Genomic DNA, 12,610 nt, shown 5'->3' with positions numbered 1-12,610 from the left:
AAAATATATATTTGATGCCGTTTTACTGCTTATTTCAGTTTGTTTTCTGTATCAACGTAGTTTCCTGTAATAGTTACGCCAGTACCTTTTGTAACTTTTCCATAAATAGTGATAGAAGAAGTATTGCCAATGAAATTGATTTTAGCGCCACTATTCAATCTCAAATCTCCCCAAATTACAACAGATCCTTCAACTTGTAATGTAGCATTGCTATTGATAACTAATTCTGTAGGAGATGATTGCTGGTATTTACCTTGAGATAAACTTCCTCTCATGTTAAAAGTACCACCGCTATTTAGTGTTAAGTTGCTAAGAACAGTAATAGAACCACAATGTGTTAAAACTGCACCAGAATTAATGATTGCTGAATTAATAGCTGTTGCTCCTTGGTACGATTTTATTTCATTAGAATTTAAAATCAAATCTCTACCTTGATTGTATAAACCATAAGTTAAACAGCTCGCAAAAGTAGTATTTGGTTTCTCCATTTTAATGATTTTCAAACCTCCAGTTCCGCTTGCTACATAAATGTAATTTCCGCTTGATTTTACATAGTTTGAAGAACCTGCAATTCCAACCGAACCTAATAAATTAAGCTGTGTTGCAGATTGATATACATTAAGGCCTAATGCTCCATTAGCAACAAAAGCATAACCGTCATTAAAAGAAACTGCATTAGTTACGTTATCTTCACCTGCAGTTGTAATTCCGATAGTTTGCAATTTTGATCCACTGTTAATGTCGTATACGCCAAGACCATTTGGACCTTCAGAAACAAAAAGTTTTGTTCCGTCAATATCCATTGTTCTTTTTGCCCCGCTTACATCATTAGATGTTGTAAAGCTTTTTTGCAAAGCAAGAGTAGACTGATTGTAAATGTTAACGCCTTTGGTTCCGCTTAAAGTAACAACTTTATCACTTGTTAAAGCAATAGAACGCAAATCGGCCATAGCGGCTTTTCCTGCAATTACTTTTGTAGAACTGTTTACTTTAAACAAACTTCCGTTGTCTCCCGTTACAGCAAAATAATTAGAAGCATTAGCAGCTACATCTGTTGTGACTCTACTTTCTAAGTAATTTGTTTTCAATTTATCTGTAAGCAATCCTGAACTTAATTCCATATTAAACACAATTGCCGGATTCCCTGCTAGTTGAGTGTCTTTGTCCACATCTTTAGCAGCTCCGATAATTAAATTTGATCCTGAAAAAGTCAGTGAGGTAATATCTGTGCTTGGAATTAGGGCAGAAGTGACCAATTTTGGCTTGTATGGATCAGAAACATCAATCACGTCAATAGCTCCAGAATAAGCATCGCCTCTCATAATATAAGAAACATAGGCGTAATTTCCGTTTACAGTAACGTGACTAGCTTGTAACGTTCTTCCGTTTGCATCAACTGGCGGTTTTACTTCGGCAATTTGAACAAGAGGAAAAGAAGTGCTGGTGGTCTCTGCAGATTTTCCTGCTAAAGCACCATTTTCGATCGAAATTACCCCAGAATTAGTTAAGTCAAGTCTTTGGTTTAATGTAGATTGATCTGAGGTAATGGTAATGTTATTTGACGATTGTCCATCGTTTTTGTTGTCATTGTTATCGTCACAACCTATTAACAGTGACATTGCTAAAAATGAAAGCAAATAAACATTCTTTTTCATAAATTTCTTTTTTGGATTTTAAAATTCGGCGCAAATATATATTATAAATATATTACAAATGAGATTTTTAAGCGAAACTTATTGTAATACAGTTATTTATATTAAATATACAGCATTTTAACAAAAGATCCCATTAAACAAATCATAAAAAAAAGAGAGTATCATTTTTTTGATACTCTCTTGTATTGATTGCTAATAATTTAGCATTATTATCTTCTACCATGTCCATGCCCGCGATCGTGATCATCATGATCATGTCTGTCACGGTGTTTATCATGTTTATTGTGTTTGTCGTAATGTTTGTAATCTTTACGATCGTAGTGACGACGCTCACTGTAACCATAAACAGGTCTTGGTTTGTATGGTCTTTGTGGAGCTCCGTGGTATCCTTTGTAATATTTCACTCTATGACGGTCAAAATAAGTATAAGGAGTTCTACCGTGATAATCTGTCAAAACTACTTTGTAACCTCCATACAAATCATAGTTTCTATATTGTCTTGGCAAGTATGTTGCTCTTACCCATTTTCCTCCTCCGAAATAGATAAATTGAGCAGCACGAACATCGTAGTAAGCCTCAACATCTGGAAGATAGTAATATTCCATTTCTGTATATCCTACTGGTCCCCAAGCCGGTGGAGCACCAATATTTACGTTAACCGATACTTGAGCTTGTGTGGCGTTTGCAACCATTAGAAATAATCCGGCGATTGCTAATTTTATCGTTTTCATCTTTTTTTATTTTATAATGTTAATCTTGAATAGGGATATTCATATACTGTGCCAAAAAATACAAGCAGATGTATTTTGTCGAGTAAAAATGCATTTCAACGAGTGAAGAAAACGATTGATAATGGTTAATTTATTGATTTACAAAGATTTTAATTGTTTTTGGAATTCTTAAAAAAACCAAAAAAATTATCGGTAATTGACAACTCTAGGCTTTGCAAGCTCAAAACTTTGAAGTCTGTAATCGGTAGTTTCAAAAGTATTGGTTTTGAAAACATTATCGCCTTGCTGTGGAATACTTGGATAATAAGATAAAGAAAGCTGAAATGAACTGAAAACCAAGTAGTCATTACTAATTACTAATCCTACGGTAAGCTTAGAATAGGGTTTGCTCTTTGTCATTGCCATTTCTGGACTTCCTAATACTGCAATGGAATAATTGAAAAATGGGTTTAAACGAAATCCAAGTAAAGAGTGTGGCGAATACGTTTGTGTCTGCAAGGATAAAACAGCTTTACTGCTTCCGTACAAGTAACTGTTAAATCCCGGAATTCCGTTTTCTTGATTTATATTCAGCTGATCTCCAATTATGTCATCACGATTTATTCCAATTACTACTTTCGGATTTACGAATTGTCTAATTTTCCAATTTCCGACGCTAAATAGTTTCGTAAAATAATTGGATTCAAATAGAAATGAAGTTTGGTAAGTTTTGGATTGATGAAAAAAAGTTCCCGCTTCAAAATTCATACTTAAAAATCCTAAACGGTAATAATTTCCAAAAGAGAATTGAGCCCCAACATAAGGCCGCCAAAAAGTGTTTTTGTACTGATATCCAAAAGTAACACCATATATTCGTCCTATCGGGACATCTTCTGTTTGTCCATTTCTAAAAATATAGCTGTCTTTGATAAATTTTCTTGTGTTCAATCCAATTCCGCCCAGAATTAGCTTTTCAGAAGAATAAAAATGGTTCGGATCGTAAAGATCAGATGGTGACTCACTGTAGTTGACATTCAAAAAACGAGCAGTAGTAACAAGGTTGGTTATAGCTTCGTGATTGTCTTCAAATACTTTAAAAGCACGTCCCGCCCAAACATCTTGCGAGGTGTATTTTTTGGGCTGATAAGCAAATGTAGAATCTGGAGCCTGAAGTGTATCTTTTCTAAAACTTTCATCCATATAAAATCCGCCCGCCCATTTGGTCAGGGGAGAGTAGAAGTCTCGTTCGATATCGATGCTTTTAATGTAATTGTTATCTAAATCCATTTTGTAATGGAAAACAGTTCCTATATAAGTATTCTTAATATTGGGAACAGTATACGTTACTTCATTGGCATTTTGACCGTCATCAAAACGATTGGTAAAACGATATTCAAGCTGTTGTCCACTTCCAAAAAAATCTTTTTCTTTAAAACCTACCGAAACTTGATTGCTCGAAATAGAAAATCTCGGAATTGTACTCCAGGAATCTAAAACACGAATGGTAACATCTACAGAATCTGAAGCTTGCCCAACTGTCTGATTGGAAATTCTAACTGCAGTAACATATCGTTGCGCACGAATCAAACGCTCAGACTCTATAACTTTATAAGTGTCGTAACGAGTGTTTCTCTTAAAAAGCAACAAGTTGTAAATGGCTATTTTCTTTGTTTTTAAGTGCAGTCTATTACCCATTCTTTCTCCCCAGTTTTTAGGAGTTAGAGTAGTATCGGCAACAGAATATCCAAAAGGATCAAGAGTAATAATATTTATTTTTCGAATAATTTTCCCATCGTAATTTGTTGAATCAATGGGAACAAGCAATTCGTCTTTTTTCTTCGACTTTTTAGATCTAAAGAATAATTTATGCATGGTCTGCGTAAATTTATTTTTCTTAGAATAATTTCTAATCTTAGTGTAAATTTCCGTAGTGTCTTTCTCTTTTTTTGGCTCTTTTTTATTTTCATTTACCTGCGCATACCCGCTTTGTAAACAAAGGCACAGCAAAATAAAAAACAGTATTTTTTTGTTTAAAGACATTCGGTAATTTTCTTCTAATAATTATAAGTTTTATGAATTTAAGGAATAAATAGATGCTATGCTAGCATAACGTTATTTTTAATTTTCTGTTGTAGTTTTTCTTTTTCTCCAAGCAAATTTCCGAGGAACGTGATTCCCCATAAGATAACCCCAAGCAGAGAGCGAATCAATTCGATCAAAAATTATTTTCAAAATAGCTAGAAGAGGAATGGCTAAGAACATTCCGGCAATTCCAGCAGCGGCACCTCCAACAATAATTCCCATAATAGAAACAAAAGCGTTTATTTCTACTTTAGAATTAATAATTAATGGCACAAGGAGATTATTATCAATAAACTGAACAATAACGTTTATAATCAAAATTCCGAGGATTACTGAAATTTCTCCAGATCCAGTTAATGATGCTAAAACGGTTATAACTCCTGCAACAAAAATTCCGATATAAGGAATCAAGTTCAAAATTCCTGTAATCAATCCCAGAAGAACAAAATATTTCACGCCAATGATCCACAAACCTAAACTCGTCAATACCGAAACCACAATCATTTCGATAATTAAACTGACGATGTAATTATTGATCGAAACTTTTATCTGAGACAAAATATCTTGAAGAATACCATGATTTTCCTGTTTGATCAATTTGGCAAAAAACAGTTTAAAATGTTCTTTATAGATTAAAAACAAAAAAGTGTAAATGATCATAATGGTACTGTCCAAAAGAACATCGCTTATCGAAATTATAAACGAACCAAGTTTAGCCTGACCCGTTTTGACCGAATCTTTTGTAACAGAATCCAAATATTTTTTCTGTTCGCCAATGCTTACCTGAAAATTTTCTCTTATAAACTTATGAATTTCGACAATAAAAGAGTTTGCATTTTTCTTTATAGTATCAAAATCATTTGCCATGTAAGTGACTTGGTAGGATATAAAAACTAGAATTCCAACCACAATAGAAATGAAAATAGCAAGACAGACTATAGCAGCGAGATGCCTAGGAAACTTAAGTTTGGTCTTTAGAAAAGTAAAAATCGGAAGGAGTAAAACGGCAAATAAGAATGCCATTAAAATAGGTGTAAGAATATCTTTTCCGAGGCAAAAAATGAATGCAAAACAAATTAAAGTAATAAGAATAAAGGAAAGTTTTGCATAAAAGGGTAATGTTATGGGCCTAGTCATTTTTTATTTTATTTAGCTGAATTTATAAAACAAATATTACACTTTATTTGTCTTTTTACGTTCTAGCTTTTTTCGCGCCCGTTATAAAATTCCCATTACATTTTAGTCAAAAAACTCTCGCTCTTCATATTTTGCTGGAATAATCGAAATTCCTTTTTGAAGCAGCAAATTGTTTGGGAAAACAATTTTTTCTCCTTCTTTTGTTTTTAAGCTCACATGGAAAGTATTAATATCTTCGATTTCAGCTTCAATTGGAAAATCTTTATCATGAATTTTAATAGTATCTCCAATTCTAAAAGGAAAAGAGAAGAATAAAACCATTCCGGAAGTGATATTGCTTAAAATAGACCATTGGGCAAACATAGCAACACCAATTACAGTTGCAATAGAAGAAATGGTGATAAAAATATCTTCTGTTTGAACTCCCCAGATTACAATTAAAGTGGTTACAACAAGTATATTCATTAAAATGTTAATATACTTGATAATTAGATTGGTACGATGTTCAAATAATTGGCTTGTAGCCGCAAATTGCTTTATTAGTTTAGCAATTACTATACGTAGTACAATCAAAACACCAATAAGAATGATTGTTGCTATTATTTCTCGGCTATACTCTTTAAAAGAAAACATAAATAAATTTTTACACTAATGTAGTCAAAAAATCGTAAACTTTGGCTGTCGGAAGCCCCATTACATTGGTATAAGAGCCTTCTACTTTTGCAACTGCCATAAAACCAAACCATTCCTGAATGCCATAAGCACCAGCTTTGTCGTAAGGTTTGTAGTTTTCTATATAATATAAAATAGCTTCGTCTGACAAATCGTTGAAGGTTACTTTTGTGATATCATGCAAAAGAGTAGAGGAGTCTTTAGTTTTAAAACAAACAGAAGTAATGACTTCATGAGTAGCATTAGACATCGATTTAATCATATCAAATGCTTCTTCGGCACTTTTAGGCTTTCCTAAAGCTTTATTCTGGTGCCAAACAATGGTGTCGCTTGTAACCAAGATTTCATTTTCTTTCAATTCTCCTTCAAAAGCATTGGCCTTTAATTCAGCAAGATAATCGGTAATTTCGGCTGCTTTTAATTCTGGCGGATAAATTTCTTCAACATCTTTTAAACGAATTTCAAAATCAAGATCTAAATCCTTAAAAAATTGCTGTCTACGCGGAGAACCCGAAGCTAAAATGATTTTATATTTTTTTAGTTTTTCTTTAAGCATTGTATTTGATATTTAAGGCAATAACCAATATTGATAGGATTCCAAAGAATAAAATAAGTTTTAAGATGTTGCTTAAATGATGAAATTCCTTTTGAGATTTTGCACTGAATATTTTTACTATAAAATAAAGTAAAGGCGCTAAAACGGTCGCAAAAGCATAAAATACTGAAATGTAAAGCTTGTTTTGCATGAAGTACGTATTGCAATAAAGCGCACACATAATAAACGCAACAACGGCAAAGCCCAAAGCTATTTTGGCTGCTCTATTAACTCCTATTGCAACAGGTAACGTATTCATTCCCATATTGTAATCGCCATTTACATCTTCGATATCTTTTATAATTTCACGAATAAAATTAATCATAAAAGCAAATAAGGCATAGTCTATTAGAATAGAAAAAAGACTTGCCATTTGGGCTTGATTCTCGCCTGTTGTAGCAGGAAAAAGATCAAAAACACCAATAATCAAAACGCTTACAGCCAAAAGCAATGCCACTACGAAATTGCCTAAAATCATAATTTGTTTTAGACTCGTAGAATAAAAATATAGAAGCGAAGCAATTAGAATAAAAAGTGATGCAAAAGTCGGCCTCATAATAATATTCGAAAGAATAAAACCAATTGCAACGCCAGAAATATTTAAACCTATATAAATATTATAAGCAGCAGTTTCTGTAATTCCTTTTCCAACGACAACATTTTGCGGTTTGTTGATACTATCAGTTCCTACATCGTAAATATTATTGATTACATAACCTGCAGCAGCCAATAGAACGGTGCTTAAAACCAGCAAACCGTATTGCCAGTCAGCCAATGCCAGCGGAACTTGCTGTTGTTTTAAAAAGTCATAGCGAAAAAGCAGCTGCATAAAAGCAAGCATCAAAAGGTTTTTATAACGAATAAGTTTTAGGAATTTCATTTTTTTTGAAGTTACAAAGGTTCAGAGGAACAAAGGTTCAAAGGTGTGGAGCTAATTGAAAACTGCGACTGATTACTTAATCGTGTTTTGCGTTAAAATAATCCATCCATTTTCCTTGCACTTTCATCACTTGCTCGATAACGTCTCTTGCAGCACCGCGTCCTCCTTTTACGTGTGAGATGTAGCGGCATAGTGTTTTAATTTCTGGACTAGCATCTTGCGGACAAGTTGGAAGTCCAACTAATTTCATTACATGAAAATCAGGGATATCGTCTCCCATATACAACACATTTTCGGGTTTAATATTGTTGCTTTCGCAGTAAGCATTAAAAGTTTTTACTTTATCAGGAGTTCCTAAATGAATATCATTAACGCCCAAATTGCGAAGACGAACACGAACGCCTTCATTGCTTCCGCCAGAAATAATGCATACATGGTAACCACTTTCAATAGCTGCTTTCATTGCATAGCCATCACGAATGTTCATTGTTCTTAACATTTCGCCTTCATTGGTTACAAAAACAGAACCGTCTGTAAGTACGCCATCTACATCAAAAACAAACGTTGTGATGTCATTCATTATTTCTTTATAACTTTTTCCCATTATGCTGTATAGATTGTGTTAGGATTTTATAGATATTTTTTTTGTTTTCGTCTTGTAAAAAGGCCATATGCGCATCGGTTGTGTTAGAATCGTGGCGTATCGCTGGGCCTGTTTGTGCATCAATAGGATCGAGTGTATTGATTTTATCTGCTGTTTCCTGGATTAGAGGCTTTAAAACAGCAAAAGGAACTTGGTTTTCTTCGCAGATTTCGTGCCCCATTTGATACAAATGATTCGTAAAATTGCTAACAAATACTGCAGCAACATGAAGTGCCTTGCGCTGTTCTGAACTTATAGAATAAACCGCAGTTGAAACACTTTTTGCAATGGTTTCTAAAAGTTTGAAATCGGCTGTATTCTCTGCTTCCAAACAGAAAGGAACAACAGAATAATCTAAATCTTTATTTTTAGAAAACGTCTGAAGCGGATAAAAAACACCACGTCTGTTTTTAGGATCTAAAAGTTCAATGGAAGATGTTCCAGAAGTATGAACGACCAATTGGTTGTTAAACGGAAGCTGTTCTGAAACTTCTGTAATGGCATTATCTGAAACTGAAATAATATGCAAATCAGCAGGTTCTAATGCTTGAAAATCGGTAACAATCTTTTCAGAATCAATTAGATGGAGTAAGGCTCCTTTCTTTCGTGAAAAAACCTGTTTAATTTCAACAATTTTGCTGGCAGAAAAAGCCTTTATCAAATGCTGTGCAACATTGCCGGAACCGATTATTGTTATCTGAATCATGAAAGCAAAATTAGTATTATTTTTTTTAATGCGGGAGACTATTGAATATTGATAATGCTTTTTTGAAGTTTTTATTGTCTTCTGGTTTTAGTTAGAATTCTCACACTTTTTAGCTAAAAACAATTATTCAAAAAAAGCACATCTGTTTTGTAGGTTTTAACTTTCCATATTACCAATTCGTTTAAAAAATAGTCCTTATTTTTGGTTTTTATTAACAAAAGGCAAAGCCTGCTAATCAACATTTTTAAGTACTTTTGTCGCACTTTTATACAATGTAATTCCTAAGAAATGGATAAAAAAATATTCTCTTTTTTGTTTTCTACACGATTAATGGCCGTTCTTTTTTTAACATTCGCAATTGCAATGGGTATTGGAACTTTTATCGAAAGTAAATACAATACCGATACGGCTAGAATACTAATTTACAATACTTGGTGGTTTGAGGCAATTATGGCCATCTTTATGCTTAATTTCTTCGGAAATATCAAAAAATATCAATTGCATAAAAAAGAAAAATGGGCAACTCTTTTATTGCACCTTGCTTTTGTTTTTATCATTTTAGGAGCTTTTATTACAAGATATATTAGTTACGAAGGGATGATGCCAATTCGTGAAGGCGCGGCAGAAAACCAAGTGTATTCAGATAAAACCTTTTTGACCATTTTTGCTGATGGTGAATATAAAGGAGAAATGAAAAGAAGGGTTTTTGAAAAAAATCTATTATTGTCTCCTGTTACCAATAATGACTTTAGCATTTCAGGAAAATTTGACGAAACTCCTTTTGAAGTTACCTATTCGAACTATATCATGGGGGCAAAAGAAGTGGTTAAGCCAGATCCAAACGGAACTTTATACCTTAAATTGGTTGAAGCCGGAGCGGGTGGAAGAGAAGAACATTACCTAAAAGAGGGTGAAGTTCAGAACATTCACAATGTTTTATTTGCTTTAAATAAGCAGACAGACGGTGCCATTAACATTAATACCACTGGAAAAGAATATACAATCCAGACTCCTTTTGAAGGTGAATTTATGCGAATGGCTGATCAATTTAAAGGAAAAGTTACAAAAGATAATGTACAGCCTTTAATGATGCGTTCTTTATATAGCATTGGAGATATTAGAATTGTATTTCCTGAGCCACCATTGAAAGGAAAAGTGGATTATGAATCGAATAATGATTTTAAAGCAAAATCTCATTCTGACGCTTTAGTAGTTAAAGTAAAAGCTGAAGGACAAGAAAAAGAAGTGATGCTTTTTGGTTCTAAAGGACAAGTTGGAGAAGCTAAAACAGTAAAAATTGGCAACATAGAGTATTCTTTATTCTACGGAAGTAAAGCTTATATTTTGCCATTTAAAGTTCGTTTGAACGATTTTATTGCAGAGAAATATCCTGGAACAGAAAAAAGTTATTCTTCATACAAAAGTAAAGTAACTGTTCAAGATTCTACAGAAACTTTTGATGCTGATATTTTTATGAACCACGTTTTAGATTATAAAGGATTCCGTTTCTTTCAGTCTTCATTTGATCCAGACGAAAAAGGAACTGTTTTATCTGTCAACCACGATTTCTGGGGAACAAACATTACTTATTTTGGTTATTATCTATTATACATTGGTCTAATGGCAATTATGTTTACTAAACATTCTCGTTTTGGTGATTTGAAACGTAAGCTTGACGCTATTCAAAAGAAAAAAGAAAAGCTAATTACTATTTTAGTTTTATTGATTAGTTTGAACGGATTTGCACAGCAAACGCCTCATGTTCATTCTCATGATCATAATCATGATCACGAGCATTCGGCAGATCCAAATGATCATGCCAATCACGTTACGGCTCCGCCAAGCAAGAAACAGTTAGATTCTTTATTGAATATTTATAAAGCGCCAGAAGCACACGCGGCAAAATTTGGTCGTTTGATTATTCAGGATGCTGGAGGTAGAATGAAGCCAATTAATACGTTTTCATCTGAATTACTTCGTAAAGTAAGTCATAATGATAAATACAACGGAATGAATTCTGATCAGGTTTTCTTATCTATGACGCAGTATGCACAGGTTTGGATTCAGATTCCATTAATTTACATTAAATCTGGAAATGACAGTATCCGTAAAATTATCGGAATCGATTCTAAAGATCAATACGCTCCATTTGTAAAATTCTTTGACGAGCAAGGAAACTATAAATTATCTCCATATTTAGATGCAGCTTATAAAGCAGCAAATCCAAATAATTTTGAGAAAGATTTTGTTGAAACCGATAAAAAAGTAAACTTAATGGAATCGGCATTAAGTGGAAGCATTTTAAGAATTTTTCCAATTCCAAATGATCCAAATCACAAATGGGTTTCTTATTTAGAGCGCGAAAGTGCTGGTTTTAAAGGAATGGATTCTACTTACGTAAAACAAATTCTACCATTATACTTTAGTGCATTAAATAATGGATCTATTCAGAAAAACTTTGATACGGCCGATAACTTGGTTGAAAGTATTAATGGTTTCCAAAAGAAATTTGGAGCTAAAGTAAGGCCAAGTGAAGATAAAATTGATGCCGAGATTGCATATAATAAATATGATGTTTTTAAAGTATTGCCATATTGGTACATTACAGCATCTATCATTATGCTGATGTTTACGATTCTTAATATTTTCTTTGAGAAGAAATGGTTAAGATTTACTGTAAATGGCTTTCATATTATTATCGGATTATTGTTTGCGCTTCATACCGTTGGATTAATTGCGCGCTGGTATATTTCGGGTCACGCACCTTGGAGTAACGCATACGAATCTATTGTATATGTAGCTTGGTCTACGATGTTCTTTGGATTGGCTTTTGATAGAAAATCGAAACTTACAATTGCTTCATCTGCATTTGTTACAGCTATGATCTTAATGGCGGCATACATGAACTGGATCGATCCAGAAATTGCAAACTTACAGCCAGTTCTTAATTCGTATTGGTTAATGATTCACGTAGCAGTTATCGTAGCAAGTTATGGTCCGACTGCGTTAGGAATGATTTTAGGTTTTGTTGCTTTACTATTGATTTTCTTTACCAATGATAAAAATAAAGCCAAAATGGATTTACATATTAAAGAAGTAAGTTACATTAACGAAATGGCTTTGACTATTGGTCTTATCATGCTAACGATTGGAAACTTCTTAGGAGGACAATGGGCAAATGAAAGCTGGGGTCGTTACTGGGGATGGGATCCAAAAGAAACTTGGGCCTTAATCTCAATTATGGTGTATGCATTTGTAATTCACGCTCGTTTTGTTCCTGCTCTAAGAGGAAAATGGTTCTTTAATTTAATGAGTATGTTTGCTTTTGTTTCGATCTTGTTTACCTACTATGGAGTAAATTTCCACTTGGTTGGTTTACACTCTTACGCAAGCGGAGAAGCACATTCATTAAGCTGGATTTATTATTGTTTGATTACAATCTCTATAATTGGAGCGGTAACATATCCGAAGTATCGCAAATATTATAAAACTAAAAAAGTGAAGAAATAAATAATTTGCAATAATTATTA

10 protein-coding genes are annotated in these 12,610 nt (G+C 33.4%); 1 reads left to right on the top strand and 9 read right to left on the bottom strand.

Annotation, left to right across the window (positions count from 1 at the left end; all coding sequences use genetic code 11):
• Positions 1-29 precede the first annotated feature (29 nt).
• From ACFO3N_RS22515 to ACFO3N_RS22475, 9 genes are all read right to left on the bottom strand, one after another.
• Positions 30-1,655: an LVIVD repeat-containing protein gene (locus tag ACFO3N_RS22515; RefSeq protein ID WP_379801072.1), complete on the bottom strand. Its 1,626-nt coding sequence runs from the start codon at positions 1,653-1,655 to the stop codon at positions 30-32.
• A 209-nt stretch (positions 1,656-1,864) separates the two neighbouring features.
• Positions 1,865-2,386: a hypothetical protein gene (locus tag ACFO3N_RS22510; protein WP_379801071.1), complete on the bottom strand. Its 522-nt coding sequence runs from the start codon at positions 2,384-2,386 to the stop codon at positions 1,865-1,867.
• Between the two features lie 186 nt (positions 2,387-2,572).
• Entirely contained in the window at positions 2,573-4,405 is a 1,833-nt protein-coding gene (locus tag ACFO3N_RS22505) for a hypothetical protein (protein ID WP_379801070.1), read from the bottom strand.
• A gap of 78 nt (positions 4,406-4,483) precedes the next feature.
• Positions 4,484-5,584 (bottom strand): AI-2E family transporter, encoded by a 1,101-nt coding sequence (locus ACFO3N_RS22500; protein WP_379801069.1) that lies wholly within the window; start codon positions 5,582-5,584, stop codon positions 4,484-4,486.
• Between the two features lie 102 nt (positions 5,585-5,686).
• Positions 5,687-6,217: a mechanosensitive ion channel domain-containing protein gene (locus tag ACFO3N_RS22495; RefSeq protein WP_379801068.1), complete on the bottom strand. Its 531-nt coding sequence runs from the start codon at positions 6,215-6,217 to the stop codon at positions 5,687-5,689.
• A 10-nt stretch (positions 6,218-6,227) separates the two neighbouring features.
• A complete protein-coding gene (locus ACFO3N_RS22490) occupies positions 6,228-6,812 on the bottom strand; it encodes a Maf-like protein (protein ID WP_379801067.1) in 585 nt (194 codons plus the stop codon).
• On the bottom strand, positions 6,805-7,731 hold the full coding sequence (locus ACFO3N_RS22485) for a geranylgeranylglycerol-phosphate geranylgeranyltransferase (RefSeq protein ID WP_379801066.1): 927 nt from the start codon (positions 7,729-7,731) through the stop codon (positions 6,805-6,807). Before ACFO3N_RS22485 ends, ACFO3N_RS22490 begins: the two co-directional genes overlap by 8 nt.
• A 76-nt stretch (positions 7,732-7,807) precedes the next feature.
• On the bottom strand, positions 7,808-8,335 hold the full coding sequence (locus ACFO3N_RS22480; RefSeq protein ID WP_379801065.1) for a KdsC family phosphatase: 528 nt from the start codon (positions 8,333-8,335) through the stop codon (positions 7,808-7,810).
• Positions 8,319-9,080 (bottom strand): Rossmann-like and DUF2520 domain-containing protein, encoded by a 762-nt coding sequence (locus tag ACFO3N_RS22475; RefSeq protein WP_379801064.1) that lies wholly within the window; start codon positions 9,078-9,080, stop codon positions 8,319-8,321. The genes ACFO3N_RS22480 and ACFO3N_RS22475 overlap by 17 nt, the downstream gene beginning before the upstream one ends.
• A gap of 288 nt (positions 9,081-9,368) precedes the next feature.
• Here ACFO3N_RS22475 and ACFO3N_RS22470 point away from each other — a divergent pair, with 288 nt between their 5' ends.
• Complete coding sequence (locus ACFO3N_RS22470) at positions 9,369-12,590, top strand: cytochrome c biogenesis protein CcsA (RefSeq protein ID WP_379801063.1); 3,222 nt, start codon at positions 9,369-9,371, stop codon at positions 12,588-12,590.
• Positions 12,591-12,610: the final 20 nt, after the last annotated feature.

The sequence above is a fragment of the Flavobacterium chungangensis genome, from assembly GCF_042654045.1.
Lineage (GTDB): Bacteria > Bacteroidota > Bacteroidia > Flavobacteriales > Flavobacteriaceae > Flavobacterium > Flavobacterium chungangensis.
Note: the sequence above shows the minus strand (reverse complement) of the source record. Positions and strands in the feature narration are given on the sequence as shown.

Excerpts from the sequence above, each read along its gene's own strand:
- ACFO3N_RS22515 (WP_379801072.1), bottom strand. The coding sequence starts at position 1,655 with ATGAAAAAGAATGTTTATTTGCTTTCATTTTTAGCAATGTCACTGTTA.
- ACFO3N_RS22510 (WP_379801071.1), bottom strand. The coding sequence starts at position 2,386 with ATGAAAACGATAAAATTAGCAATCGCCGGATTATTTCTAATGGTTGCA.
- ACFO3N_RS22505 (WP_379801070.1), bottom strand. The coding sequence starts at position 4,405 with ATGTCTTTAAACAAAAAAATACTGTTTTTTATTTTGCTGTGCCTTTGT.
- ACFO3N_RS22500 (WP_379801069.1), bottom strand. The coding sequence starts at position 5,584 with ATGACTAGGCCCATAACATTACCCTTTTATGCAAAACTTTCCTTTATT.
- ACFO3N_RS22495 (WP_379801068.1), bottom strand. The coding sequence starts at position 6,217 with ATGTTTTCTTTTAAAGAGTATAGCCGAGAAATAATAGCAACAATCATT.
- ACFO3N_RS22490 (WP_379801067.1), bottom strand. The coding sequence starts at position 6,812 with ATGCTTAAAGAAAAACTAAAAAAATATAAAATCATTTTAGCTTCGGGT.
- ACFO3N_RS22485 (WP_379801066.1), bottom strand. The coding sequence starts at position 7,731 with ATGAAATTCCTAAAACTTATTCGTTATAAAAACCTTTTGATGCTTGCT.
- ACFO3N_RS22480 (WP_379801065.1), bottom strand. The coding sequence starts at position 8,335 with ATGGGAAAAAGTTATAAAGAAATAATGAATGACATCACAACGTTTGTT.
- ACFO3N_RS22475 (WP_379801064.1), bottom strand. The coding sequence starts at position 9,080 with ATGATTCAGATAACAATAATCGGTTCCGGCAATGTTGCACAGCATTTG.
- ACFO3N_RS22470 (WP_379801063.1), top strand. The coding sequence starts at position 9,369 with ATGGATAAAAAAATATTCTCTTTTTTGTTTTCTACACGATTAATGGCC.